Source organism: Pontibacter sp. BAB1700 (assembly GCF_000277005.1).
GTDB classification, from domain to species: domain Bacteria; phylum Bacteroidota; class Bacteroidia; order Cytophagales; family Hymenobacteraceae; genus Pontibacter; species Pontibacter lucknowensis.
In genome coordinates this window covers 1-25,676 of the sequence record NZ_AKIS01000060.1, presented here as the reverse complement: position 1 = coordinate 25,676, position 25,676 = coordinate 1, and the positions used below count along the sequence as shown (strand labels likewise).

Annotated in this window: 23 protein-coding genes; 11 read left to right on the top strand and 12 right to left on the bottom strand. The window is 53.3% G+C overall.

The window, feature by feature from the left end; translation table 11 throughout:
• Window positions 1–417 precede the first annotated feature (417 nt).
• The 5 genes from O71_RS25445 (at window position 418) to O71_RS07940 (ending at window position 8,166) form a co-directional block, all read left to right on the top strand.
• Window positions 418–1,020: a hypothetical protein gene (locus O71_RS25445; RefSeq protein ID WP_237717766.1), complete on the top strand. Its 603-nt coding sequence runs from the start codon at window positions 418–420 to the stop codon at window positions 1,018–1,020.
• A gap of 72 nt (window positions 1,021–1,092) precedes the next feature.
• A complete protein-coding gene (locus O71_RS21605) occupies window positions 1,093–1,761 on the top strand; it encodes a hypothetical protein (protein ID WP_007655191.1) in 669 nt (222 codons plus the stop codon).
• Between the two features lie 226 nt (window positions 1,762–1,987).
• Complete coding sequence (locus O71_RS25440; RefSeq protein ID WP_237717765.1) at window positions 1,988–4,027, top strand: DNA repair ATPase; 2,040 nt, start codon at window positions 1,988–1,990, stop codon at window positions 4,025–4,027.
• A complete protein-coding gene (locus tag O71_RS25435) occupies window positions 4,021–6,954 on the top strand; it encodes an ATP-binding protein (protein WP_237717764.1) in 2,934 nt (977 codons plus the stop codon). Before O71_RS25440 ends, O71_RS25435 begins: the two co-directional genes overlap by 7 nt.
• A gap of 372 nt (window positions 6,955–7,326) precedes the next feature.
• The gene (locus tag O71_RS07940; RefSeq protein ID WP_007655186.1) at window positions 7,327–8,166 is read left to right on the top strand and encodes an MBL fold metallo-hydrolase; all 840 of its coding nucleotides are present in this window, start codon (window positions 7,327–7,329) and stop codon (window positions 8,164–8,166) included.
• Window positions 8,167–8,381: 215 nt separating this feature from the next.
• Here the strand turns inward: O71_RS07940 and hflC are convergent, their stop codons facing one another.
• Both hflC and hflK read right to left on the bottom strand, forming a co-directional pair.
• Window positions 8,382–9,320 (bottom strand): protease modulator HflC, encoded by a 939-nt coding sequence (gene hflC / locus O71_RS07935; RefSeq protein ID WP_007655185.1) that lies wholly within the window; start codon window positions 9,318–9,320, stop codon window positions 8,382–8,384.
• 3 nt (window positions 9,321–9,323) lie between these two features.
• Window positions 9,324–10,307 (bottom strand): FtsH protease activity modulator HflK, encoded by a 984-nt coding sequence (gene hflK / locus O71_RS07930; protein WP_007655184.1) that lies wholly within the window; start codon window positions 10,305–10,307, stop codon window positions 9,324–9,326.
• A gap of 226 nt (window positions 10,308–10,533) precedes the next feature.
• Here hflK and O71_RS07925 point away from each other — a divergent pair, with 226 nt between their 5' ends.
• Window positions 10,534–11,145, top strand: a complete 612-nt coding sequence (locus O71_RS07925; protein ID WP_007655183.1) for a hypothetical protein — start codon at window positions 10,534–10,536, stop codon at window positions 11,143–11,145.
• A 13-nt stretch (window positions 11,146–11,158) separates the two neighbouring features.
• Here the strand turns inward: O71_RS07925 and O71_RS07920 are convergent, their stop codons facing one another.
• From O71_RS07920 to O71_RS07900, 5 genes are all read right to left on the bottom strand, one after another.
• The gene (locus O71_RS07920) at window positions 11,159–11,608 is read right to left on the bottom strand and encodes a hypothetical protein (RefSeq protein ID WP_007655182.1); all 450 of its coding nucleotides are present in this window, start codon (window positions 11,606–11,608) and stop codon (window positions 11,159–11,161) included.
• Between the two features lie 13 nt (window positions 11,609–11,621).
• Window positions 11,622–11,987 (bottom strand): spore germination protein GerW family protein, encoded by a 366-nt coding sequence (locus tag O71_RS07915; RefSeq protein ID WP_007655181.1) that lies wholly within the window; start codon window positions 11,985–11,987, stop codon window positions 11,622–11,624.
• A gap of 227 nt (window positions 11,988–12,214) precedes the next feature.
• A complete protein-coding gene (locus O71_RS07910; RefSeq protein ID WP_007655180.1) occupies window positions 12,215–13,237 on the bottom strand; it encodes an LLM class flavin-dependent oxidoreductase in 1,023 nt (340 codons plus the stop codon).
• 12 nt (window positions 13,238–13,249) lie between these two features.
• Window positions 13,250–13,951 carry a DsbA family protein gene (locus O71_RS07905; RefSeq protein WP_007655179.1) on the bottom strand — a complete coding sequence of 234 codons (702 nt, stop codon included), beginning with the start codon at window positions 13,949–13,951 and terminating at the stop codon, window positions 13,250–13,252.
• Window positions 13,952–14,026: 75 nt separating this feature from the next.
• Window positions 14,027–14,656 (bottom strand): nitroreductase family protein, encoded by a 630-nt coding sequence (locus O71_RS07900; protein ID WP_007655177.1) that lies wholly within the window; start codon window positions 14,654–14,656, stop codon window positions 14,027–14,029.
• 116 nt (window positions 14,657–14,772) lie between these two features.
• Here O71_RS07900 and O71_RS07895 point away from each other — a divergent pair, with 116 nt between their 5' ends.
• From O71_RS07895 to O71_RS07885, 3 genes are all read left to right on the top strand, one after another.
• Window positions 14,773–15,213 carry a helix-turn-helix domain-containing protein gene (locus tag O71_RS07895; protein ID WP_007655175.1) on the top strand — a complete coding sequence of 147 codons (441 nt, stop codon included), beginning with the start codon at window positions 14,773–14,775 and terminating at the stop codon, window positions 15,211–15,213.
• Window positions 15,214–15,334: 121 nt separating this feature from the next.
• Window positions 15,335–16,747 carry a DUF1800 family protein gene (locus tag O71_RS07890; protein ID WP_007655174.1) on the top strand — a complete coding sequence of 471 codons (1,413 nt, stop codon included), beginning with the start codon at window positions 15,335–15,337 and terminating at the stop codon, window positions 16,745–16,747.
• A gap of 24 nt (window positions 16,748–16,771) precedes the next feature.
• Entirely contained in the window at window positions 16,772–17,983 is a 1,212-nt protein-coding gene (locus O71_RS07885; protein ID WP_155800705.1) for a DUF1501 domain-containing protein, read from the top strand.
• A 56-nt stretch (window positions 17,984–18,039) separates the two neighbouring features.
• On the opposite strand, the gene O71_RS07880 is transcribed toward O71_RS07885, so the two are convergent.
• From O71_RS07880 to O71_RS07860, 5 genes are all read right to left on the bottom strand, one after another.
• On the bottom strand, window positions 18,040–18,693 hold the full coding sequence (locus O71_RS07880) for a TonB-dependent receptor plug domain-containing protein (RefSeq protein WP_071530859.1): 654 nt from the start codon (window positions 18,691–18,693) through the stop codon (window positions 18,040–18,042).
• Window positions 18,642–20,507, bottom strand: coding sequence for an MG2 domain-containing protein (locus O71_RS07875; RefSeq protein ID WP_040573997.1), 1,866 nt, complete (start codon window positions 20,505–20,507; stop codon window positions 18,642–18,644). Before O71_RS07875 ends, O71_RS07880 begins: the two co-directional genes overlap by 52 nt.
• Window positions 20,508–20,624: 117 nt before the next feature.
• Window positions 20,625–21,827, bottom strand: a complete 1,203-nt coding sequence (locus O71_RS07870) for a putative sensor domain DACNV-containing protein (RefSeq protein ID WP_007655169.1) — start codon at window positions 21,825–21,827, stop codon at window positions 20,625–20,627.
• A 139-nt stretch (window positions 21,828–21,966) separates the two neighbouring features.
• A complete protein-coding gene (locus O71_RS07865) occupies window positions 21,967–23,565 on the bottom strand; it encodes a M20/M25/M40 family metallo-hydrolase (protein ID WP_007655168.1) in 1,599 nt (532 codons plus the stop codon).
• Between the two features lie 156 nt (window positions 23,566–23,721).
• Entirely contained in the window at window positions 23,722–24,270 is a 549-nt protein-coding gene (locus O71_RS07860) for a pseudouridine synthase (RefSeq protein WP_237717763.1), read from the bottom strand.
• Between the two features lie 380 nt (window positions 24,271–24,650).
• On the opposite strand from O71_RS07860, the gene O71_RS07855 reads away from it, so the two are divergent.
• The gene (locus O71_RS07855) at window positions 24,651–25,088 is read left to right on the top strand and encodes a hypothetical protein (protein ID WP_007655164.1); all 438 of its coding nucleotides are present in this window, start codon (window positions 24,651–24,653) and stop codon (window positions 25,086–25,088) included.
• A gap of 9 nt (window positions 25,089–25,097) precedes the next feature.
• A partial coding sequence (locus O71_RS07850) for a toxic anion resistance protein (RefSeq protein ID WP_007655162.1) occupies window positions 25,098–25,676 on the top strand: 579 nt, incomplete at its 3' end.

Below are 25,676 nucleotides of genomic sequence, written 5' to 3'. Positions count from 1 at the left end.
CAAGGCCATTGCAGAGGCAGAGCGTGAGAAACTGGTAGCGATCAAAAATGCCGAAAAAGAGGCAGAAGAGGCGCTGGTGAAAGAAATCAAGAGCGCCGAGGCAGCCCGTCAGGCAGCAGAATACCGTGCCAAACAACTACTCATCGACGCAGAGGCAGAGCAGGTGTCGGCGAACAACCGCGCACAGGCCATCAAGACTATGGCCGAAGCCGAGGCGGCACAGGCAGCAGCGCTTGGCTTGTCAGAAGCACAGGTGATGGAGGCCAAAGCCCATGCCCGTCAGAAAGAAGGGGAGGCTGAGGCGCTGGTGATCAAAGCCAAAGCCAATGCACAGGCCGAAGCCGACGAAAAACTGGGTATGGTAACTGCCAAAGTGACCAAAGAGAAAGGTATAGCCGAAGCCACTGTGTAGAAAACATGGCAGCTGCCGAAGAAAAGCGTGGTCTGGCAGAGGCCCGTGTGATCGGCGAGAAGTTTACGGTAGACGCCAAAGGTATAGAGGAGAAAGCCGAAGCCATGCGCAAGCTCGATGGCGTGGGCAAAGAGCACGAGGAATTCAAGCTGCGCCTGGAGAAAGACAAGTCCATCGAACTGGCGCAGATCAATATCCAGAAAGACATTGCCGCTTCACAGGCCGAAGTGATCGCCGAGGCGCTGAAAGCAGCGAAGATTGATATTGTGGGTGGCGAAACCATGTTCTTCGACCAGATTGTGGGCTCCATCACCAAAGGCAAGCAGGTAGACCGCTTAGTAGGCAACAGCGAAGTGCTGAACACGGTGAAGGAAACTTTCTTCCAGCCAAACGGCAACGGCCACGTGGACTTCCGCGAAAACCTGCAGCAGTTCATCAACCAGTTCGGCATGACATCGGATGATGTGCGCAACCTGAGTGTATCGGCCCTCCTGCTGAAGATGATGCAAAACAGCGCCGACGAAAGTACGCTCAATACCCTGAAGCAGCTGACCAGCACGGCCACGGCCATGGGGATTGCGGATAAGCCGTACATTTCATTGAATTAACCTCACCCCAAACCCCTCTCCTAAGAACAGGAGAGGGGCTTTTTATTCCTGTATTAGGCAAAAGTTCAATTCATGAATAAAATTGCTAATAAAATAAAACTGAATAATAACCTGTGGTTTACGATTCTTGGGAATAAACTCGTATTTGGAAATTCATTTCTAAGTAAAGGGTTTCATTATACATTTTCGTTTGGAAACAGATCAGGAATTTTCGATCTACATTTAACTAATAGTAGGGGTGAGCATTACACAGTTTTAGAAATCTCTCACCAAAATATCTATGAGATTCTACCAAATCTATTGGTCAAGATTAAAAAATCAGTTTTTGACTTATCTGATTTTGAAGAATCTGAATGTATAAGAGAAGATATTGTGATTTATAAAATTGAACAATTCAACGACGTTGCGAATGAATTGGGCACTTTAACTAAGAAAAATAAAGTCATTATTGATAAGGATTCCTTGGAGTTCAAAACCTTTGTTGAAAAACTCACAGAGACACAAACTACAAGAATTATTGAACTATCTGATATTGAAAACGAATCTCAGTTTTTAGGACTAGTAAAATCTAGAGCGGAGAGCTATTTTATAATGAAGAGTCCTTTTCTAGAAGACCGAATATTTAGGATAAACAATTTAGACTTAGACATCAATTCAGTCTTTGAGAAAATTCTGGGTAAGGAAGTTTATGAAACTATATTAAACAGAATCAATGAAGGAATATTACAACTAAAAGAATAAGGAGGCACCAGTGGCTAACAAAAGTTATAGCGCATGGTTAGGTGTATCTAGACTTCAGGCCCACCTATTCCTACATCTATCATTGTCGACAAGAACTTGCTATGAAACTGTCACTTGCCTTAGCCTGAACGTTACCTATGCCACTAGTACAAAATAAGCCGTGAAAACAATTGGCTTTCAATGAAGCCAAAACTTACCAATCTTAAATTCTTAATCCTCCACCCACATGGAAGATACCAATACCGCCACCACCGCAACTGCCGAAAACGTGCAGCTGGAGGGGGGCACTTATGAAATCCTACGGAACCGTCTGCAGAAAAGCGGGGCTGAACTGCGCACGCAACTGGAGCAACTGAACCAGGAGCGGAAGAGCGTGTTCGGGGCGATCGAGACGAAGCTGATCACGACCGAGCGCATCACCACCGAGAACAACTGCGTGCCTTCGGACATGGTGCCGGTGGGCTATACCTTGCTTTTTGGCTACAACGTATACCTGGGCCTGAAGTCGGAGGTGGAGCTGTCGGATGTGTTTGGCGTCTATACCTACGAGGGCCACAGCTTCCACCAGCAGCCGCTCGATTTGCTGCAGGACAAGACCTTTCAGGACGACTTTCAGAAGCTTTACAAATACTACAAGAACACCCAGTTCGTCAAGTTTGCGCACATCGGCAACTACCTGTACATGGTGTTTCGGGTGGGCAAGGGCGTCAACGATATCAAGACATTTAAGTGGCTGCTCAAAGGCGATACGATCACCTACATCGACAACCGCAGCGACCACGAGTATGTCTTCCCCAACCAGCACGACTTCAGCTGGAAACGCACCACCCGCGAAGCCCAGCGCAAAGGCAAGCACCCGCACGTGTCCATCGAGGACAAGGTGTTTGTGGAGACAGTAGGCGGCGACCTCACCATCAAGGTAGAGGACAACACCGACTCGGGCCGGGGCATTTACTCGGAAGAAGTAGAGGACAAGGACCAGACGCTGGACGACTCGGAGATCTATTACGCTATTCTCGGGAACATCATCTTGTTGAAGATCCGGCCTTACCGCGAGAACAATTACCGCTACATCGTCTTCAACTCCAGGCTCAAAGAAGCGCGCCGCATCGACGCGCTGGAGCACAGCTGTGTGCTGTTGCCCGACGGGCAGGGCATTATTTATGCCTATGGTTACTACCTGCAGACGGGCGAGTTCAAGCAATTCGACAACAATCTGCAGGACATGCTGTTTGAGAAGCGCATTGCTTCCCCGAACGGCGAGGATTTCCTGTACGTGTTCTACAACAAGGAGCAGAGCATTTACCTGTTGCTGTCCTACAACCTGATCACGCAGCAGATCGAAACGCCGATCATCTGCCACGGTTACGCCATCTACGAAAACGGGGAGCTATGCTATTTCCGGGCTGATGAAGAGGCGCAGAAGCACCACGCCATCCAGCTCTGGCAAACGCCTTATATCGGACCAAACTTTACCATACCGGTCACGCAGGAGTCCTACCTCTACAAGATCGGCAATAAGGATATTGTGCGGGCGATGGCTGAGAGCAACGAGGTATTGACACTGCTCAACAAGGAGGATTCCTACGCCAACCTATACCTGGACCTGATCAAGAAAACGACGGATGTGCTGGACTCTTACCACTGGCTCAACCGTGCCGAAACCTACAACCTGGCGGCCCCGCTTTCAGCTATCCGGCAGACAGCTACGGCGGCAGTGGAGGAGTACGAAAAAGTGCTCAGCATTAAGAAAAACACGCAGGCACAGATCGGAAAGGTGCTGGGGCAGGCGGACACGCTTATCCAGACGCTGAAGCACAAAAAGGCCGAAAGCATCAACGACTATGTGCGTTACCTGGCCGACCTGCGGGGTATACGCGGCGAAGTGATCTCGCTCAAAGAGCTGCGCTACACCGACTTGCCGACCATCGAAAAGTACGAAACGCAGCTGCAGGCCTTTGCTCAGGAAACTGCCAACGGTGCCGTTGGTTTTCTGTTGCAGCCCAATGCGCTGGCTCCTTACGAGAAACAGGTAAAGGAGATCAACACGGCCATTGAAGGGATTGCCAAGGTAATCGAAGCCGACGCGACCGACAAAGAAATTGCGGCGGTGTCGGCAGAGCTGGAAATGCTGATCGATGTGGTGAGCAACCTCAAGATCGAAGACGCCACCCAGACTACGCGTATCATCGACACCATCTCGCTATTTACGCCACCTTCAACCAGACCCGGGCTGCCCTGCGCCGCAAGCGCAAGGACTTGCTGAGTCAGGAAGGAAAAGCCGAATTCAACTCCCAGATCAAACTGATCAGCCAGAGCGTAGTCAACTACCTCGACGTGTCGGACTCGCCGCAGAAATGCGAGGAGTACCTGGCCAAACTGATGGTGCAGCTGGAGGAACTGGAAGGCCGCTTCCCGGATTTCGACGAGTTCATCGAGCAGCTCACCGTTAAGCGGGAGGAGATCTACAGCGCCTTTGAATCGAAGAAAGTGCAGCTGCAGGAGGCGCAGAACAAGCGCGCCAACAGCCTGCAACAGGCGGCAGACCGTATTCTGAAAGCCGTGCAGAACCGGGCGGGCAAGCTGACTTCTGTGAGCGAGATCAACGGCTACTTCGCCTCCGACCTCATGATCGAAAAGGTGCGGAGCACAGTGGAGGAACTCTTAGGTATAGGCGACACGGTAAAGGCCGACACCATCCAGAGCCGCCTCAAAACGCTGAAGGAAGACGCTATTCGTCAGCTCAAGGACAAACAGGAACTGTTCGTGGACGGCGCCAACATCCTGAAATTCGGCAAGCACCAGTTCACGGTGAACACCCAGCCGCTGGAGTTGAGCGTGGTGCACCGCGACGAGGCCATGTACTACCACCTCACCGGTACCAGCTTTTTTGAGAAGATCACCGACGACCAGTTTTTGAGCTACCGCCCGGTATGGGAGCAGACGCTGGTGTCGGAAAACAACCAGGTATACCGCGCCGAGTACCTGGCCTTCAAAGTGCTGGAAGCGGCGCAGGACACAGGTATAAACAGGCAGCAAAACGAGAGCAGCCTGCGCTACCTGAGTATCGACGAACTGCACAAACTCACGGAGGCCGAGCTGACCGACTACGTGAACAAGTTCATGGCTGTGCGCTTCAACGAGGGCTACATGAAAGGCGTGCACGACCACGACGCAGCCCTTATCTTGGCCGCCCTGATCCGCCTGATCAAAACAGCCGACTTGCTCCGCTATACCTCCATCGACAGGGCCTGTGCGCAGCTGTACTGGCAGGTGTTTGCGCCGGAGTCGAAGAAGAAAGTACTTACCCACCAGTTACAAGGTATAAGCGTTATCCTGCAGGTCTTCCCCGACACGCATGAGTTTGATGACGTGAAAGCGGGTCTGCAGCAGGAGCTCTATACCTTTCAGCAGGAGACAGGACTGTGCAAAGAAGCCAATGCAGCCGAGGCGGGCGAATACCTGTTTTACGAGCTCACCCGTGGCAACCATTTTGTGATCGACAGTCAGGCCGACGTGTTGTATGATGGCTTCAAACATTTCCTGACGGAGCGCAAGGTGCTGGATCGTTTTGAGGAATCGGTAAAGGCGCTGGAGGAGAACGTGGTGCACCAGTTCGAGCTGATTCAGCATTGGCTCAAGGCCTACATTGCGCAGGCCGGGCAGCACGACAAAGCCGAGTATGTGGCTGAAGTGGCCACGCTCTTGCTCACCGACAGCTACAGTCCCCTGCAGGTGGTGCACACGGTCCTGAAAGAGAATCTGCAAGGTATGCAGGGTGCTCACCAGCAGGTGCAGGGACAAAGCTACCAGTTGAACTACCACCAGTTTCTGCACCGTCTCCGTGACTATACCAGTAGCACGGCTACCGCGTTCACAGCTTTTACGGAGCTCAAAAAGAACCTGACGCAGCAGGCCGAGCAGGCGCTGCGGCTGAACGAATTCAAGCCGCGGGTGCTCTCGTCTTTTGTGCGCAATAAATTGATCGACCAGGTATACCTGCCGCTGATCGGCGCCAACCTGGCCAAGCAGATCGGCACGGCAGGCGAGACCAAGCGCACCGACCTGATGGGCATGTTGCTTTTGCTCTCACCGCCAGGCTATGGTAAGACGACCATCATGGAGTACATCGCCAACCGCCTAGGCATTATCTTTATGAAGATCAACGGTCCTGCTATCGGGCACCAGGTGACGGCGCTGGACCCGAAAGAGGCACCCAACGCTGCAGCCCGCGAAGAGCTCGAGAAGCTGAATCTGTCCTTTGAGATGGGCGACAACGTGATGATCTACCTCGACGACATCCAGCACTGTAACCCGGAGTTTCTGCAGAAGTTCATCTCCCTTTGCGACGCACAGCGCAAGATCGAAGGCGTGTACAAAGGCCGCAGCAAAACCTATGACTTCCGGGGTAAGAAGGTATGCGTGGTGATGGCTGGGAACCCTTACACCGAGACAGGAGAGAAGTTCCGCATTCCAGACATGCTCGCCAACCGCGCCGACATCTACAACCTCGGCGACATCATCGGCGACACAGAAGATGTGTTCCGACTGAGCTACATCGAAAACTCCCTCACCTCCAACACCGTGCTGGCCAAGCTGGCGGCGAAGAGTCAGAAGGATATTTATGCCCTGATTCAGCTGGCAGAAACGGGCAACAGCGAAGGGCTGGAGTTTGAAGGCAACCACTCGGCAGCCGAACTCAACGAGTATGTGTTGGTGCTGAAGAAATTGCTCAAGATCCAGGACGTGATCCTGAAAGTGAACCTCGAGTACATCCGCTCGGCGGCGCAGGCAGACGAGTACCGCACCGAACCGGCCTTTAAGCTGCAGGGCTCTTACCGCAACATGAACAAGCTGGCCGAGAAGGTGATGCCGATCATGAACGACCAGGAACTGCAGACGCTGATCCTGTCGCATTACGAAGCCGAGTCGCAGACGCTCACGTCCGGTGCCGAAGCCAACATGCTCAAGTTCAAGCAGCTGATTGGTATCATGACCGAGGCCGAGGCCCAACGCTGGGAAGACATCAAAGCCACCTTCGTGCGCAACAACAAGCTCAAAGGCTTCGGCGGCAACAACCAGGTAGGGCAGGTGCTATCGGAGATGGAGAACATCTCCGGCGGACTGGCAGGTATAAAGGATGTGCTGAGTCAGTTTAAGCCAAGTAGGTTGGAGGCTACGGAAGGTTTGTAAGGTATAGCTGGAGGAATTATAAAGTATAGCTGATACCATTATCGAATCGTTCGGGTGCTAATTTGCCCTCGCTCGCGTCCCGCGAGTGTGAGCTATCCGGCGGACTCTGGCCGCTAAAACCTGAGCCTGTAGCACAAGTGGCGGGACGCCACTAGATGACTCACACTCGCGGGACGCGAGCGAGGGTTCATTCGCTACTTTGATTTGGTAATGGTAAGAGATGTAAAATAAACTTGGAGGTATAAACTGAAGGGGCTCTTACGTTTACCAAGCCGTGGCTTCAATCCTCGTGTTTTAAAATCAAGGAGCAGGAATTATTTAAAGCTTTAGCAGGTTGACTTATCTCCGGATAAGCCCGACCTTTGTACTTCTATGTCTTTAGCAATTACCTCCCTTAACTCCGGCAGCAACGGAAACTGTTACTACATCGGCAACGAGCACGAAGCTGTGCTGGTAGATGCTGGTATTTCGTGCCGCGAAACGGAGACGCGTATGCGCCGTTTGGGCCTGTCCATGCGCAAGGTAAAGGCTATTTTCGTGTCACACGAGCACTCCGATCACATCAAAGGTATACCAGTACTGGCCCGTAAGTACAAACTGCCCGTTTACATAACATCCGATACCCTGTACCGCTCCCGCATGGACCTGAGTGGGGTGGAGGTGCTGTCGTTTACTGGCTATGAGTCGGTGCAGGTTGGGGGATTGAGCGTAACAGGCTTCCCGAAATTTCATGACGCAGCTGACCCGCATAGCTTTGTGGTGGAAGGCAATGGTGTAACTATCGGCGTGTTCACGGACATCGGTACGCCTTGCGACCATGTGATCCGGCATTTCCAGCAGTGCCATGCCGCTTTCCTGGAAACGAACTACGACGACGGCATGCTGGAGCAGAGTTACTACCCCTACTACCTGAAGCGCCGCATCAGCGGCAACCATGGGCACATGTCCAACAAGCAGGCGCTAGAGCTGTTTGTGGCGCACAAACCGGCCTTCATGAGCCATGTATTCCTGTCGCACCTTTCCAAAGACAATAACTGTCCGAAGCTGGCCAAGAGCCTGTTCGACACCTGCGCCGACGGTACAGAAGTAGTAGTCGCTTCCCGCTTCGAAGAAACCGCCGTTTACCACATCCGCAGCCAGGGGGATATTTTCGGTCGGACCTTGTCTGTAGCTGATATCACACCGGCAGGGGAGCAGCTGTCGCTGTTTTAGTCAAGGGACAGCATGTAAAGGACAACAGAGTTACCTTATTAGATAAAGAAAAGGGCCAGCTGCATATACAGCTGGCCCTTTTACATTAGCAATTATTTCTGATTCAAAATACTCATATACGATTCAGACAGGTCGCGATCTGTCCCTACAAGAATTCGCACCTTTCTCCCTTTTTAACTCCTAAACGCTCAAACTCCTCGACTCTTAAACTTTCCTCAGTTCGCTCTTTTCAAATACCTATACAATTCCGAGTCTGTTGACAAAATGATACTCGTCTTGTCATCAAATGACTTCTCCAGCGTCTCCATAGAGCGGAGGAAGCCATATAGTTCACGCGCTTGTGCGTTACGGTTGTAGGCAGAGGCGTAGATGGAGGTGGCTTGTGCGTCAGCTTTACCACGGATCACTTCGGCTTCGCGGGTGGCCTGGGAGGTGATCTGGGCCAGGTCACGCTCTTTGTTACCCTGAATCTTGCGGGCCTCACCCTGACCTTCCGAACGGAACTGGTCGGCAATTCGGTTACGCTCACTGATCATGCGGTCGTATACCCTGTTGCGCACCTCGTCCACATAATTCATGCGCTTAAAACGGAAATCCAGGATCTGCACGCCTAAATCAGAGGTGCGTTCATTGGCTCGTTTCAGGATCAGCGCCTCTATTTTGTCACGTCCTACTGAAATCTTCTCGAGGTTTTCAAGGTCCTCCATAATCTCGTCTGCTATTTCCGGCTCGCGGTTGGTGGAGCGCACGATGTCCAACAGGTCGTGGCTGGCGATGGCGTTGCGGGTTTCACCGTCCAGTATGTCATCGAGGCGTGACTGGCCCGAGCGCTCGTCGCGCAGTCGGATGAAAAACTGCAGCGGGTTGGTGATCTGCCAGCGGGCGTAGGAATCTACAAAGATGAACTTCTTGTCCTTGGTCGGTACCTGGTTGGCGTCGCCGTCCCACTCAAGGTAGCGCTTGTCAAAAAACTGCACTTTCTGGATGATCGGGATTTTGAAGTGCAAACCTGGCTGCGTGCGGGGTTCGCCTACAGGTTTACCAAACTGCGTGACAATGGCCTGCTTAGTCTCATCGAGTACGAATACGCTTGTGAAAAGCAGCGTTAGCAGAAGTACAGCAGCTATGAGCGATAGTATTTTAGGAGTGTTCACAGGCTATTTAGTTGGAGTTTGAGTTTTATTCTGATTCAGGTTCAGCAGCGGCAGCACATTGTTGCCACGCTCATCTACGATCACTTTATCACCAATTTTTGGCAGAATGCGTTCCATGGTTTCCAGGTATAGACGCTTCTTGGTTACCTCAGGAGCTTTCACATACTCTTCGAAAAGGGAGTTGAAACGGGCGGCTTCACCAGTTGCCACGTTCACACGCGTCAGCGCATAGGCCTCGGCTAACTGGATCGTTTCATCGGCCTCGCCACGGGCACGCGGAATGATGCGGTTATACTCTGACTCCGCCTGGTTGATGAGTGTCTCGCGCTCCTGCTGGGCCTGGTTTACGGCGTTGAAAGACGGCTTCACAGTCTCTGGCGGATTCACGTCCTGCAGCACCACCTGGTCGATGCGGATACCGTTTTCGTACTCGTCACACATACGCTGCAGCAGTACCTCCATGCTGGTAGCCACTTCCTGGCGCCCAACGGTGAGCACTTCATTTACAGTGCGGTCGCCCACTATTTTGCGCATCGCCGACTCAGACATATCTCGCAGGGCCTTCTCAGCGTCACGCACCTTGAACAGGTAATTATAGGAGTTCACAATCCGGTACTGCACCACCCATTCTACGTTGGCCAGGTTCAGGTCGCCGGTCAGCATCAGCGACTCATCATTGAAGTCTGCTTTAGAATACTGTGTGTTTCTGCCGGCATCCAGCGTTCTGAAACCAAACTCCTGCTTGAGCTGGCGCTGCACCGGGATCTTCCGCATCTCCTCAATGCCAAAAGGCAAAATGAAGTTAAGCCCCGGCTGCACGGTGCGGTCGTAGTGGCCCACGTACATTACCACGCCTTCTTCTTCAGGACCTACCGTTTTCACGGAAGTGAGGAGGAGGATCAGCAAAAACAGTCCAAGCAAAATTTTTCGGAAGTGCTTGCTGAGCAGGAACATGTAGTATTGTAGCCGGTAGTTGGGTTCAGCCATGAGAGCGGGTTAATTGGTTGGTAGCGTTAAGATAACTAAAATATCTTAATATGTTGATGTCTTGATAGGTATAGCTACGGAACCCGGAGGGGGCTACCAGCAGGCATAGATACGTTGCTGGCATCAGAAGACAACATGGCCTAAGCCTTTTCTGATTTTCTTCGTACAGGGTAGAAGCTGAGATTCAGCCCTCAATTAGTTGAACATTCTAAGCTCCAAAACCGATATGAAACACTTCGTAGCTTTCATTTTCATGCTGCTGGTTGGGTATAGCAGCCAAGCCCAGAGCACTACTGTACCCACTCCTGAAAATCAGATCAAAACAGCCGTGCTGGCCGCCCCTGCCGATATGCGCGAGGGTGCTACTGTGCTGGGATACAATCAAAAAGGAGAGGTGGTGACATTGAGGAAAGGAACAAACGAACTGATCTGCCTGGCCGACGACCCGAACCAGCCAGGGTTTTCGGCCTCATGCTATCACCGTGACCTGGAGCCTTTTATGGCACGTGGCCGTGAGTTGCGCCGACAAGGTGTTAGCGCCAACGAGATTTTTGATATGCGTGAAAAAGAAGCCAAGAGCGGGAAACTGAACATGCCCAAACAGCCTACCACGCTCTTCGTGTACAGTGCTCCTGAGGAGCAGGTGAACATGCGAACCGGCGAGGTGGCTGACGGCTATTTGCGTTATGTGGTTTACATTCCCTGGGCTACAGCTGAGAGCACAGGTCTGCCGCTCAAGCCGGACCAAGGCTCCGTAGCCATGCCCTGGATCATGCATCCCGGCACGCACGGGGCACACATCATGATCAACCCGCCACGGAATAAAGCAGGGCAGTAGCCAGATTTGCCTTCTACAGTAGTCGCTGCTCTTTTCTTTTCAGGCGCTCCATCAGGAGCGGGGCCAGTGTCATCATTACCAAACCAATGGGTTGCAGACCGCCTTTCCGGAGGTTGTAATCGGAGAGGAGCCGCTGCCAGGAGAGGTGCAGCACCTTACGGCCAAGCACAAATTCAAAGAGCAGCGTGAGCAGAAGCCACGCTATACCCAGGCGCAGCAGCGTGCTTTTGTTGCGGCTGCCGATCCAGCTGATGGTTAGGTAGGTAATGCTCAAAATCAGGGCAGACCCCGAGAAGACACTGATCTGCCTGGCTTTAAAGTCGCCGGTCCGGGGTGCCAGCAAAGCTGTGCGGGCAATGCCGTGTATTACCTCGGCACCCATGAGCAACAGCCAGACAGCAGTACCTCTCATCAGGGTTTTCTGTAAGGAAGGCTCCCCTGCAGATGATTCCATTCCTTTCATCACGCAGCCGGGCTTATTGACGGTCCAGCATCTTGGTAACGGCTTTAACCAGCAGCAGGGCCATGACACCACTCACACCGATTATCTTTACCACCCGTTCCGGATCTGGTATGGATCTGAATTTGGTGTTCCCGTCCTTTATCTCGATGTAGCCCACGGGCTTGATGCCCACACCGCCACCGCCGCCGATTCCTTCTTCGCCTGCTTTGGAGCCACTGCCTCCCCCGAAGCCGTACATGGCCTTAGCCGCAGGTATAACCGTCACGCCATCGCGCTCTACCGGTTCACCATAAATGGTACTGGCATTCGCCGTAATGCCCAGTCGCTGCGCCAGTCGCTCAATAAAGGTGTTATCGTCCTTTTTTGATGTCTCTTCCATAGCTTTATGTTTGATTTAATTTGAAACCATTCAACAATAAGTTGTACGATAGTAGATTAAATCGTTGCAGAAAAGGAGGGGAGGAGCATCGAATAAAAGGTGAGTGGCGCTGGCATACAGGTATAGGTATAAAAAAAAACAGACCCGAAGCGAATTTCGGGTCTGTTGATGAATAGCGGGTCAGGTATACAAAACCTAGACCTTATGTTTCATGAATTTGCTTCGGCTTATACCTTAGCGCCTGCGAGTTCGCTGATCTCAGAGAGCAAGGTATAGGAGTGCAGTCGTTTAGCCGGATCGAAGATACCGGTCGAGATCATCAGCTCGTCTACCTGCGTCTCGTCCACAAAGGCCTGCAGCTCTTCCTGCACCGACTTCTTGCTGCCCACAAAGCTGTAGCGCAGCATCTGCTTCACGGCGTACTCCTCCTGCAGACTCCAGCAGCCTTTCATGCTCTCTACAGGCGGCTGCATCGGCAGGGCCTTGCCCTGAATCACGTTCAGGAAAGACTGATACAGGGAAGTTGCCAGGTGCTCCGCCTCTGCGTCGGTGTCCGCGGCCACCACGTTCACGCAGGCCATAGCGTAAGGCTCCTGCAACTGCTCAGATGGCCGGAAACTTTCGCGGTATACCTGGAGCGCTGCGTGCAGTGCGGCAGGGGCGAAGTGACTCGCAAAGGCGTACGGCAGTCCCATCATACCGGCTAGTTGTGCGCCGAAGGTGCTCGAGCCGAGTATCCAGATAGGTATGTCGAGGCCCTCGCCAGGTATAGCGCGTACCTTGGCCGTGCTGTTGTCGGCACTTAGGTATTGTTTTAGCTCTGCCACATTGTTCGGGAAATCCTCCACATTGCCCTGCAGGTCGCGGCGCAGCGCATAGGCTGTTACCTGGTCGGTGCCGGGCGCTCGCCCCAGACCCAGATCGATGCGGCCGGGGTATAGACTTTCGAGCGTACCGAACTGCTCGGCCACTACCAACGGCGCATGATTGGGCAGCATGATGCCACCAGATCCCACCCGTAAGGTAGAAGTGCCACCAGCAATGTAGCCGATTAGCACGACAGTGGCCGAACTGGCGATGCCGGGCATGTTGTGGTGCTCTGCCAGCCAGTAGCGGGTATAGCCCAGCTGCTCTACGTGGCTGGCCAGCTCCAGACTATGCTGAAAGGAGTCGTGGATGCTCTTGCCTGTGCGGATAGGCACCAGATCGAGCACGGATAGTTTGATATCACTTAGTTTTTTGTCTGCCATAGCTTTAGTTTTTTAGCACACTCCGCCTACCTCGCAGCTGTCGCCTTCTATGTCGAGCTTCTGGATGGCAGGCGCTACTTGCTTAAATAAGTTCAGGAAAGTTTCGGCAGGCTGTGCGCCGCTCACCAGGTATTGGTCGTTGATCACAAAAGCGGGCACGCCGGTTATACCTGCAGACTGCGCAAAAGCTTCCATCTGGCGCACTTCCTGTTTGCCTTCTTCGCTTTGGAAGAAGTTTTCCAGCCGCTCAGCCGGTATACCTTCGGCTATACCTATTTCCTTCAGCACGGCCAGGTCATTCATGTTACGGTTTTCGGTGAAGTAAGCTTTGAACAGCGCATTGGCAACCTCGTGCTGCACCCCGTACTGGCCTGCCAGCCAGATCAGGCGGTGACCGTTAAACGTGTTGTTCACCGTCATACCCTCTGAGAAGTTGAACTTTATACCCTCCTCAGCACCAGCCTCGGTCATGCGCTGGTCCATAGCCGGCACCTGCGACACGATCTGCTCACCGTAATTGCCTTTGAAGTAGTCGAGTCGGCCCATGCCATCCTGCGGAATGTTCGGGTTCAGCTCAAAGGCTTTGAAAGAGATCTCGGCTTCATATTGATCTCCCACCTGCTGCTGGGCTTTGTCGAGTCTGCGCTCGCCTACATAGCACCAGGGGCAGTTGATGTCGGAGAAGATGTCTATTTTGATTTTCTGCTTTGTCATAGTAATTTCTTTAAATGCGTAAGCCGACGGCTACCCGATAGAGGCAGCTGTCGGCTGAATCTGCTATTGTGAAGCCTATGCTTCCAGTACGAATTTTTCCTTCTGACGTCTTACTTTCGGCAGTTTGGCCAGCCAGTCGTTGTCGGCATCGCGGTAGCCCAGCGGCATGATGGTCACACTGCGCAGACCTTTCTCAGGCAGGTTCAGCAGTTTGTCCAAAGCGGCTGCGTCGAAGCCCTCCATCGGGGTAGCGTCTACCTGCTCAGCGGCAGCGGCTACCAGTCCCACGCCAAAGGCGATGTAAGCCTGACGGGCGGCCCAGTTGAAGTTCTGCTCCTGTGTGTTGCGATCGGCTATACCTAGCAGCGTGTTTTTGAAATCATTCAGCTGCTCGGCAGGCATGTTGCGCACCTCGGCTGTATGCCGGATGTACTCCTCGATGTGCTCCGGGTTGATATCGTCCCAGGCGGCAAACACCAGCAGGTGTGAGCTTTCCTCAATCTGCGGCTGGTTCATGGCGATCGGTCGGATCTGCTTTTTCAGCTCCTCGTCCTCGATCACCAGCACCGTGTAAGGCTGCAGACCCATGGAAGAAGGGGCCAGTCGGATGGCCTCCAAAATACGCTCTACTTTATCAGACGGCACGCGCTGGCCGTTCATACGCTTGGCGGCATAGCGCCATTTCAAAGATTCTAAGATATTCATGTCTATACAACAGTTAAATGACCAGTAACGTTTCAATACTTAGTTACTTTTGGTAACTCAAAGGTATTTGTTAAATTTGTGCTGGTCAAGCAGGCACTTCAGCCTCACCTAGTATCATGGAAGTAACTAAAGTTGAGAACCAGCGACTTGCGATTCAGAAAAAGATTGATAAAGTTTTGTGCAGCAAGGCAGAACCCGAAACCTGCTGCCCGGTTAAGGACATTCTGGCCCGTTTCGGCGACAAGTGGTCCATCTATACCATCCTGACACTGGGTAAAGAGGAAAAGCTGCGCTTCAACGAGCTGAAAAGCCAGATCAACGGCGTGTCACAGCGCATGCTCACGGTCACGCTGCGCTCTCTGGAAGAGGACGGCCTGGTAAGCCGGCAGGTATACCCCGAAATTCCGCCCCGGGTAGAGTACAGTCTGACACCGCTGGGGCAGGGGCTGCTGCTGCAACTCCTGCAGCTTGCCGACTGGGCAAAGCTCAACATCGACCAGATTCTGGAGGCGCGGGAACGGTACGCGAAAAAGGAAAAACAGGCACAGCTTGCCTAGCAGCGAACCGGTCAAAACCGGCTGACTTTAAATTTGTTAGATGCCATACCTGCTAACATATATTTTCAGGTATATTTAAACTTCGATGAGTCTTTTTCATCTAAGTTTAAATGGCATCTGCATGAAAACTTTAGCACGCGAACAAAAGCTGCAGCACCTCTACTGGAGGGCAGGCTTTGGTATACCTTTCAGGCCTGATCAGGCTAGTCCCGGAATCAAAAGTGCCGTTCGTGAACTGCTTCGCCAGTCGGGGCAGGCAGTGCCATTGGAGGTAGCGCTTCCGCGCACAGAAACAACACTGCAGGCCGACGCACAGAATGCCGAAATGCGCCTGCTGCGGCAGCGGGAACGGCAGCAGGGATTCGTGCTGCTCAACAACGTGTGGCTACAGCAAATGGCCACCTCCGAAGCCCAGCTGCGTGAGAAGATGACGCTTTTCTGGCACGGGCACTTTGCCTGCCGCCTGCGAGAACCCCGATTTGCGCTGCAGCAGCACAACACTCTCCGGGAGCACGCTTTGGACAAATTCCCGGACCTGCTGCTGGCCATCTCCAAAGACCCCGGCATGTTGCAGTTCCTCAACAATCAGCAAAACCGCAAACAGCGCCCCAACGAAAACTTCGCCCGCGAACTGCTCGAGCTCTTCACGTTGGGCCGGGGACACTATACCGAACAGGACATAAAAGAAGCTGCCCGCGCCTTTACCGGCTGGTCTTACAACCCGCAGGGGGAGTTCGTGTTTCGTGCGCGACAGCACGACCGGGGCAAGAAAACCTTCATGGGGAAACGGGGAAATTTCAGCGGGGAAGAGATCCTGCAAATTGTCGTTGAAAACCCACGCACTGCCGAATTCCTGACGGAGAAAATCTACGCTTTTTTCGTGAGCGATACCCCGCACCCGGAGCGCATCCAAAGCCTGAGCAGCTACTTCTACGAGACAGGCTACGATATACCGAAGCTGCTGGAGAAGATCTTCACGGCCAAGTGGTTTTACGGACCGGATGTGGTGGGAAGCAAAATAAAATCGCCGATCGAGCTGCTGGCTGGTTTGCAGCGGCAGTTTGACGTGCGTTACAGCGATGGCCGTAGTCCGCTGGTATTACAGCGGGCGCTGGGGCAGGAGCTGTTCAGGCCCCCAAATGTGAGCGGCTGGGCCGGCGGACGAAACTGGATCGACAGCTCCACACTCGCTTTCCGGCTGCGCATCGGGCCAGCCCTGCTGCAGGATGCGGCACTGGAGGTGAACCTGAAACCCGACGATGACACCGAACCGACCGCACCACGCAGGCGCCGGCAGGATGGAATCCGGGTTGTACGTGCCAAAGCCGACCTGAACGGACTGCAGCAGCAATTGCAGAAAGTGAAGGACCGGGAACTGATCGACAGGCTGAGCCAGAAGCTGCTGCAGGTACCGTTACGCCCGGAAACAGCGGCACTGCTCACGCAGCACATACCCTCGGGAGCTGCTCACGCCGACAAAGTGACGCTGCTGACGCTGCGGCTGCTTTCTTTACCTGAGTACCAGTTATGCTAGTTTTCCACCGCTCACTTTCGCACTATGGCAAAAAGTTCCAGAAGAGAATTCATTAAAATGTCGGCGCTGGCCTCCGGTATGCTGCTGGTACCCAATTTTCTGCACGGCCTTGACCGCGGCGGACTGTCCCTGCTGGCTAATTCCAACGGCAAGAGGCTGGTCGTAATACAGCTTAGCGGCGGCAACGACGGTCTGAACACGGTGGTACCTTACCAGAACGATCTCTATTACAAAGCACGCCCTTCCCTGGCTATACCTTCCCGCGAAGTGCTCACCCTGGGAAAAGGTCTCGGATTGAACCCGGCGATGGAAAAGATGCGCCTGCTTTACGATCAGGGCTATGTTTCTATCCTGAACAGTGTCGGCTATCCCGATCCGGACCGCTCACACTTCCGCTCGATGGACATCTGGCACTCCGCCAGCGCCTCCGACGAATACCTGAGCACCGGCTGGCTGGGCCGCTACCTCGACAGTCTTTCCGGCCCTTCGGCCAACTACGCAGCCATTGAGGTGGACGATACGCTTAGTCTGGCGCTGAAAGGAGCACAGTATACCGGTATAGCGGTACAGGATGTGAAACGCTTTTTTCAGGCGACGAACGACCAGTTCCTGAAGCAGGCGGCGCAGTTGCACGCGGAGGAGCACACGCACCACCAGGTAGATTACCTCTATAAAACACTGATCGATACACAGCAATCGGCTGGCTACCTGCAGGAGAAAACCAAGGTATACCGCAGCAAAAAAGAATACCCGAACGGTGAGTTTGCCCGCCACCTGAAGACCATCGCGGAGCTAATCGCTTCGGGCGTGGAGTCGCGGGTATACTACGCCTCCCTCACCGGTTTCGACACGCATGTGCGGCAGGCGGGGCAGCAGGCGAACCTCTTGCGCGAACTCTCAGAGGGACTCTATAGCTTCGTGGAAGACCTGAAGCAGCAGCAGGAGTTTGACAATACCGTGATTATGGTGTTTTCGGAGTTTGGCAGGCGCGTAGCCCAGAATGCGAGCAACGGTACTGATCACGGCACGGCGAACAACCTTTTCCTGATCGGCGGGAAACTAAAGCAGGCAGGTATTTACAACGAAGGCCCCAATCTGCAGGACCTAGACCAGGGCGATCTCCGGTATAGCATCGATTTCCGGGACATTTACGCCACCCTGCTGCACAACTGGCTGGACGGAAACGCGGCAGGTATACTGGGCGGCAAAACCCAGGTACTAAGCGGGCTCGTGTAAAGTATAGGCACAAAAAAACCGCCGCTCAGGAATAAGCGGCGGTTTTTATGGTAGTCTTACGGGTTCGCTTTTCCCAGACTCACACCAAAGGTTGTGACACCCCGGCCAGGCTTACCGGCATCGGATATACCTTCGGCAATGGCTCTGTAAGTCGTATTGCGATCGGCGGCGTAGAACGTAACAGTTGCTTTGCCTGCTGCGTCGGTCTGCACGCTCGGGTTCCAGTACAGCGTCGTGCGCAAATCGGGCTCACGGCTGGCCGGTGTTTTGCCGTCGTAAGCAGGACTGTAGAACTCCCGCACCTTGCTGTAGCCCTGTGCCCGGTGTATGATGATGTACTTACCAGGCTCCACTTCCTGCATCGCCTCACCACCCTGACGGGTATACAGCGCAATCACACCACCCGAAGCACGACCACCATATAAACTGGCGCTGGCCGGATCTTTCAGGATCTCGATGCGGCTGATGTCGAACTGGTTCAGCTGCGAGGTGATGCCCTCTTCCACAGGCATGCCATCGATCAGGTATAGCGGAGCGGTTCTGCTACCCCGGATGCGCGCCCTGTAATCATTCGGACCGGCACGGTATACCTGCACGCCTGCTACTCGCCCCTGTAAGGATTCTATTACATTGCCGGAAGGGGCAATCGGTAAGTCCTTCACATCAATAACCGCATCTGCCTTTCGGTGCAGCTTAAAGGGCTGTACCATGTCGCTTCGCCCTGAATCTCCACATCCTTCAGCAGAATGCCTTTCAGTGTCAGGTCAGCGTTTACCTCGTCAGCCGCTGCCATCTCTACTTTACCGGCGGTCAGCAGATCCGGGCTGGCGCTGGCCACCAGTTCCTCGCTTTGCGGGGCAGGTATAGCCGGCAGTTTGGGCTGGTATTCCTGCTCGTCGATCTTCACCTGCAAATGCTTGCGACGGCCGCGGGCATCGGTACCCTGCACCACCATGTCAGCGGGGCCTGTATAGTCAAATCCTTCGAAGGCGAACCTGCCGTCTTTATCTGTTTCGGTGGTAATGAAAGCCAGGTGCTGCCCCTTCAGGTATAGCAGTGCTTCGCCGCCTTTCACCGGTTTGCCTCTGTCGGTAAGCAAAGTACCGCGCACGGCAAGATCCGTTTCCGGACTGTGTTTCAACTCAGGGAATTCCCCTTTGGCCGCCTGCTGCCAGGCAAAACGGCGCCAGCCCTGCGTCATCAGCAGGTAGGAGAGGGCTTCTTTTCGTGCGGCATTATTCTCCTCAAAGTAGTAGCCCGGATTCTGTACATGGCCGCGCAGGTCGGATGTTAGCAGGAGGTAGGTGTTGATATTAAGCCCTTGCAAATCCGGCGTCACCAACTCGTCGTCAGTGATCGCCAGCGAAAAGTCCGTAGACACCGGCTTGCCTTGCTTGTCGCGGGCCAGCACCTGCATGGTCACACGCTCACGTCCCGCATAGGTTTTCTTGTCGGTGCTCAGGCTGATGTCCATGTTGTCCTGATTGTCGATAAACACGAGTCGCTCTGCCAGCGGCTCCCCGTTGGCGGTGGCCAGGTTGAAGCGGGCTATACCTGTCGGGAAATCCGCCTTGGCGACCTGCTTGCTAAATGTCTGGCCTGGCTGCAGGTTGAACTGCTCGGCGTATTGCACCGCGTCGCGGCTTATACCTGTCAGCACCAGCGACTGCCGGCCTGAGGCATTGCCGGCAATGCTCACCTGTACCTGCTCCGGGTTGGCTGTTTCATTCACGCTGAGCACATAGCCCGTCGCTTTAGCTTCCGGCAAGGTATACTCGGCCTTGCTGCCATCTTCAAACGTTACCCGTGCCTGGTAGCGCTGGCTCTGCTGTGGTTGCAGTGTAAAGGCACCCATTCCCAGGTGCGTGTCTTTGATGTCGAACAGCTTCTGGTTCTGCGCGTCATACACAGCACCTGTCACGGCTATACCTGTTCCGTCGGGTTTGGTGGCTTTAAAAGCGACGCGGCTTTGCAGCCCCTGTACCAGGTCACCGCCCTCCGGGAAAAACTGCAGGTCGATCTGCTGCGCGGTCTTATCCTGCTTTTCTGTCGTCGCCTTTTCGCCTATGATACTGATCTCTTTCCGGAAGAAGCTCTCTTCCCCGAAATTGCGCATCCACTGGGTATAGGCGGTGAGAGTATACTGCCCCACTGGCAGGTTAGCCGGCAGCACAATGTCGCCGTTGGCTTTGCCGTTCTCAGCCTTCAGTTTCAGGCGCTGCACGGCTTCGTTGTTGGCGTTGAGCAGGTCCACGTACAGCACGTTGCTTTTGGAAGTCGGCTGCAGACTGGCGGCATCTACTACATAACCTTTGAGCCAGATTTGCTGGCCTGGTGTGTAGCGCGGCTTATCTAAGTGCAGGTATACCTTCTCGGGGGCATATTGCGTGCGCCAGCTCGCCAGGTGCTTCTCTAACTGCTGGAGCAGGTCCGTTTGCGGACTGACAAAGGCAAGCGACACAAATGCCAGCAGCAGTGCCGGCACCAGGTAGGCCCATTTTTTAGTTATTTTATATCTGATCATATCGTCCTCTCTTTCTAAAACATCTCTTCTTTATCAACAAAAACGAGTGCAATAATCATTCCTTAAAATCATATGGCGGGGACTTTACGGGAGGGAGAAACACCGTGATTTATGCCGCTAGAGCAGCAGGGAATCAATGCGGTTGGCCTGTACCATGTTCTCGCAATCAGACCAGCTGAAGATGGTGAACCTGCCATCCTGTGAAGCGACCAGTGCAATAGCGTCCCGCTGGTCGTGCACGAACTGGGCGGCTGACAAATGCCTGGTGCCACCGCTCAGGGCGGGTTGGTCGATCATGGCTTCACCCCCGATCACAGGTTCTGTCAGAATCAGCTTATCTACCGGCGTGCTGCCTTGTTTGCGGGTTATTTTGGCGCCGAAAGCATACAATTCATATTTGTCGCTGATAATTGTGGCGCCATCCACGGCTGTAAGGCCGGCCATAGCCTCTATGGCTCTTCCGAGCTCGTCCTGCCAGTTGGAGTTTTCGCCGTCCTTTTCTTCTTTCTGTTTCATCAGATCAGTCAGTTCGGAGTATGCTGGGCCCACGGCATACCGCATAGGGTGCCGGATAGAGGTGCGCCAGGTATCAGAGCCAGCAGGTACCACCAGCAGGATGCCGCCTCTCTTGTGGGAGCGCATCGACACGGCCAATTGTACCAGTACGTTGAGCGACTTGTTCCAGACGCTCAGGGAGCTGAAGCCCAGCAATGAAGTCAGCACATCAGGACAGTTCGGCAAATGGGAGCTTTGTTCGTTCACGATCTTCACCTGATCGCCCATCAGTACGGCCACATTCACAAACTTGCCAAAGCCATCCTGCCGGCGGTGCTTGATCACCAGCAAGCCAGGCTCTGACACATCCAACACAAAGCAAAAGTTGGGGATGCTGCGGGTTGTCCCCCAGATATGGAGGTAGTCTCCCTCGTACCATACGCCCAGGTGAATGCCCTGCCGCTCCACACCCGGACCAAGCTTGGTCAGCACGGCAGGGGACAGGGTGAGGTGATGCTCGAACAACAAGGGCTGTTCGGTCTGTTCGGGCGGCAGAAAGGCAAGGGATATTTTAGGGGATTGGCCTTCTTCACGACGCAGGCTAGCCCAGAAAGCGGCATCGATCATGGTTTCGATGATGCGGGCAGGCGGTACGGTGGCCAGGTTGTTACCGTTTAATTTTTTTGCTGCTTCTATCTGGGTTGTGAAATGGTCTTCTGCTATCTGAGCCACCTCACGTGCGGCCTTGTATGTCGATTTGCCAATCATGTCTGTTCTCGCTTTACAGGTATAGCTGGTAGGGTTCTGGTTTTTTATACGGTGCATAGTCCAAAAAACCGACAGATTCCTTCAGATGCGAGAGTTGACGTAGCCAGGTATAGCCATAAAAAAAGCACAGCCGCTGCAGAACATCTGCAACGGCTGTGCTGAAATAAACCAGGTATATTACCTGCTTTTGTATGTCTTAGTCAAGACCACCTTTACGGGTAGCAGGTCTGGCCTGTGGCCAGCTCATCTGCTCACCAGTGCGTGGGTTCACCGGCATCACACTGCGCTCACGCGGTACCAGTTCCGGCTCTTCGCTGGCCATGTAAGCCAGGATAGCGGTCAGGATCACGTTGCTGCGCACATCGTCGAACACGATCTTGTCGTATGTGTCGCGGTTGGTGTGCCAGGTATAATTGCCATAAGACCAGCTTAGGGAGCTCAGCATGAAGGCAGGTACATCATGCGGAATGAAAGAAGCATGGTCAGAACCGCCACCGCCAGGGAAGCCAGGGTAAGAGGTCTGGATGTCTTTGGTGATCTCACGCGGAACAGCGTTCAGCCAACGACCCATGTAGTCGTAAGCATGCAGAAAGCCCTGGCCAGAGATGTTGGCCACGCGACCAGTACCGTTGTCCTGGTTAAGCACCGCCTGTGTGTTCTTTACAATTTCCGGATGATCTTCCACGAAAGCACGAGAACCATTCAGGCCCTGCTCTTCGCTACCCCAGTGACCTACCAGGATCGTACGCTTCGGATTCGGGTATACCTGCTTCAGAATGCGCATTACTTCCATCATCAGGATCGTGCCGGTACCGTTGTCTGTAGCGCCGGTAGCGCCATCCCAGGAGTCAAAGTGAGCCGACAGGATCACATATTCGTCAGGCTTCTCAGAGCCCTTGATCTCAGCGATAGTGTTGAATGTAGGAACCGGCTTCTTAGAGTGCTTCGACTCCGCTACCACTTTGATACGTGGCTTGCTGCCGTTTTCGGCCAGGCGGTATAGCATACCATAATCTTCCAGAGATATATCTACAGTAGGAATCTTCTTGGTATAGGCACTGAAGATTTTGTTCACGCCGAAACCTTGTGACCAGTTCGACATCACGATACCGGCAGCACCGGCGTTCTCCAACGCAACAGGAAGCGTACGGGCGGTTTTGCCAGTAGCGGCAATGCGCTTGCGGTAAGCCTCGTTCTGCTCGTCACGCACTTTTTTCATTTTCTCGAAAGACTCTTCCGTCGCAAACTCTTTCCAGTTGTACTCCGGACGGCCACTTGGCTGGTTCATCGAGATCATCACTATTTTGCCTTTCACACTTGGCAGCCAGCGCTGGAAAGCAAGGGAGTCAGCAAAATCAGGCATGGTGATCACCTCAGCCGTTACACCTTTAGAAGACGTAGACGGGCTCCAGGCCAGCTGCATACCCTCCAGAGACTGTACACGCGGGTGCACCATATCGATGTGCGTGATGCCACGCTCCCAGCCGCGCCATTCGCCGTAGTTTTCAATGCGGGCATCGATGCCCCAGCCTTTGTACTTGTTCACGGCCCAGTCGGCGGCTTCCTTCATCTGCGGTGTACCTACCAGACGTGGTCCCACGCCGTCCATGAGTTCATGGCCCAACTGCTCGAGTTGTGAGTTCTCGGTAGCCATTTTGATGATGTTCTGGATAACAGGATCCTGCTTTTGTTGTGACTGTGCCTGCTGCTGCGGTCGTTGCGCGAGCGTTGCGCTGCTCACACCGCCTGAAAGCATAAGGGCCAGGGCCAAAATGCGAATAGGGTGTTTCTTCATGGTTAATGTAAGGTATGGATTGTTTGTATGATATGTTAAGGTATATCCGTTTAATATAGTAAATAAGTGCTATAGATACCGAAACCGCTCAATAGACTCATCATGACGGCTTTGGTTTAAAGTCACGAAGAAATTTCGCAGGTATAACACAGGTTTTTATCCCAAATCGAAGCTTTCAACTTCTGATACACTCCCCGGTACAAACTCCTGCAAGCGCATATTGCCGATCCGCACACGCACGAGTCGCAGTGTCGGAAAGCCCACGGCGGCAGTCATTTTGCGTACCTGCCTGTTCTTCCCTTCCGATATCGTGATCGACACCCAACTGGTAGGCCCGTGGCGGTCACTGCGGATACGGCGGCTGCGCTCCGGGAAATCCGGTGCGGCCTCGAGCCGGAAAGCAGTGCAGGGACGGGTACCGTACTGTTCGCCGTAAATGCCGATCGAAACACCAGCTTGCATCTGAGTAATGGCTTCATCGGTGATCAGGCCGTCTACCTGCGCATAGTATTCCTTTTCGACATGCTTGCCACGTACCTGTTCGCTCACTTTGCCGTCGGTGGTGAGCAGGAGCAGACCCTCGCTGGCCTCATCCAGCCGCCCAATAGCCATTGTTCCTTCCGGGAAATCATACAACTCCCCCAGTAATTTCTGCTTTTTCTTATCGGTCACGAACTGGCTGATGTAGCCATAGGGTTTGTGCAAAATGAAATGCCGGTGCTGCATGTAAACGAAAGTATAAAATCAGGGATAGATCGTCCCGCAAATTAGACAAAATGCCTGATTTTATCGGCGAGCGCTGTAAAGTATAGTGCCCTGCCACCGTAATAGGACAATGAAAAGATGCGTTCGGGTACAATTGGTACAGGAGGCTATACCTGGCCCTTATTCAGCCTGAACTCTCGTTAGCCCCAGGTGTAGGTTCCGCGTATAGAAGAAAGAAAAGGCTGGGAGCGAGGCGCAAAACAGGTGATCAGGAGAATCATCCAGCTGTTTCAGGCCCCATCCGCTTCACTAATACTTGATTACATCAATTTATTTTGCTTCATTACATAGTTAATTAAGCGTCAAACTTTATAAACGCAATGCTTATTTTTTGGACATTCCTGATAGCGGCTCTTCTGGGCTACATCGTGGGGCACTATGTTATCCCGAACCGACAACTGCGCAAAGCGCTGCAGGATGTACGGCAGCAATGTGCCCTGGCGCTTGACGAAGGCAATAAGGGCGTGTACAAAACCATGGTGACAGAGGACGGCAAATCCTCAGAACTGGTGGTGGAAGTGCGCGAGCTGGCTATAACAAAAACCGGACAGGTGAAGGTGGAATACCTGAGTGCGCAGTACCGCAACCCCGAGTTCAGAACCCGTAAAGGCGATGCGCTGCTAAAAGAAGTGCGTGACCTCCTGGGCGAGTATCTACCGCTCAACGAAATAGAGTGGTACGAGCAGACCGACCGGCACGAGCGCATCAAAAAGTATTTAGACTCTTTAGACCTAATCAATCACAACCTTTTTAGGTAATAAAACAAGATGGAAAAAACAGAGAAAACAGAGATTACGATCGCAGAGAATCAAGAGAAAATAAAAGAGAAAGCCCTGGCAATCTCTAAATCCATAGATCCGGGCAATCCGGAAAGCCTGAGCAATTTTGGCGTGGAAACCCAGCGCAAACTCGGTCACTACTCAAACGAACTGCTCACCAAAGTAAAAGCCAAAGATTCTGGCGAAGCTGGTGATGCCATCAATGAACTGCTCAACCAGATCAACATGATCAAGATTGATGAGCAGGAGAAGGGTGGTTTCTTTTCACGCCTGCCTTTCGTGAAAAAGTTTTCAGATAAGTCGAAGCAGATTGCCTCGCAGTATAACTCCGTGTCGGCCAACGTGGACGATGTGGTGGTGAAGCTGGAGCGCACCCGCCAGAGCATCATGAAAGACTCCACTTCACTGGAAGTAATGTTCAACCAGGCGGTGGAGTACATCCACGAGATACGCTCTGTGATTGCGGCCGGAAAGATGAAGATCGAGGAGATCGAAACCGATATCATACCGAAGCTGCAGGACGAGGTGGAGAACAGCGGGCAGGACGAACTGGCCGTACAGCGCCTG

Excerpts from the sequence above, each read along its gene's own strand:
- O71_RS25445 (WP_237717766.1), top strand. The coding sequence starts at position 418 with ATGGCAGCTGCCGAAGAAAAGCGTGGTCTGGCAGAGGCCCGTGTGATC.
- O71_RS21605 (WP_007655191.1), top strand. The coding sequence starts at position 1,093 with ATGAATAAAATTGCTAATAAAATAAAACTGAATAATAACCTGTGGTTT.
- O71_RS25440 (WP_237717765.1), top strand. The coding sequence starts at position 1,988 with ATGGAAGATACCAATACCGCCACCACCGCAACTGCCGAAAACGTGCAG.
- O71_RS07940 (WP_007655186.1), top strand. The coding sequence starts at position 7,327 with ATGTCTTTAGCAATTACCTCCCTTAACTCCGGCAGCAACGGAAACTGT.
- hflK (WP_007655184.1), bottom strand. The coding sequence starts at position 10,307 with ATGGCTGAACCCAACTACCGGCTACAATACTACATGTTCCTGCTCAGC.
- O71_RS07925 (WP_007655183.1), top strand. The coding sequence starts at position 10,534 with ATGAAACACTTCGTAGCTTTCATTTTCATGCTGCTGGTTGGGTATAGC.
- O71_RS07920 (WP_007655182.1), bottom strand. The coding sequence starts at position 11,608 with ATGAAAGGAATGGAATCATCTGCAGGGGAGCCTTCCTTACAGAAAACC.
- O71_RS07915 (WP_007655181.1), bottom strand. The coding sequence starts at position 11,987 with ATGGAAGAGACATCAAAAAAGGACGATAACACCTTTATTGAGCGACTG.
- O71_RS07910 (WP_007655180.1), bottom strand. The coding sequence starts at position 13,237 with ATGGCAGACAAAAAACTAAGTGATATCAAACTATCCGTGCTCGATCTG.
- O71_RS07905 (WP_007655179.1), bottom strand. The coding sequence starts at position 13,951 with ATGACAAAGCAGAAAATCAAAATAGACATCTTCTCCGACATCAACTGC.
- O71_RS07900 (WP_007655177.1), bottom strand. The coding sequence starts at position 14,656 with ATGAATATCTTAGAATCTTTGAAATGGCGCTATGCCGCCAAGCGTATG.
- O71_RS07895 (WP_007655175.1), top strand. The coding sequence starts at position 14,773 with ATGGAAGTAACTAAAGTTGAGAACCAGCGACTTGCGATTCAGAAAAAG.
- O71_RS07890 (WP_007655174.1), top strand. The coding sequence starts at position 15,335 with ATGAAAACTTTAGCACGCGAACAAAAGCTGCAGCACCTCTACTGGAGG.
- O71_RS07885 (WP_155800705.1), top strand. The coding sequence starts at position 16,772 with ATGGCAAAAAGTTCCAGAAGAGAATTCATTAAAATGTCGGCGCTGGCC.
- O71_RS07880 (WP_071530859.1), bottom strand. The coding sequence starts at position 18,693 with ATGGTACAGCCCTTTAAGCTGCACCGAAAGGCAGATGCGGTTATTGAT.
- O71_RS07875 (WP_040573997.1), bottom strand. The coding sequence starts at position 20,507 with ATGATCAGATATAAAATAACTAAAAAATGGGCCTACCTGGTGCCGGCA.
- O71_RS07870 (WP_007655169.1), bottom strand. The coding sequence starts at position 21,827 with ATGCACCGTATAAAAAACCAGAACCCTACCAGCTATACCTGTAAAGCG.
- O71_RS07865 (WP_007655168.1), bottom strand. The coding sequence starts at position 23,565 with ATGAAGAAACACCCTATTCGCATTTTGGCCCTGGCCCTTATGCTTTCA.
- O71_RS07855 (WP_007655164.1), top strand. The coding sequence starts at position 24,651 with ATGCTTATTTTTTGGACATTCCTGATAGCGGCTCTTCTGGGCTACATC.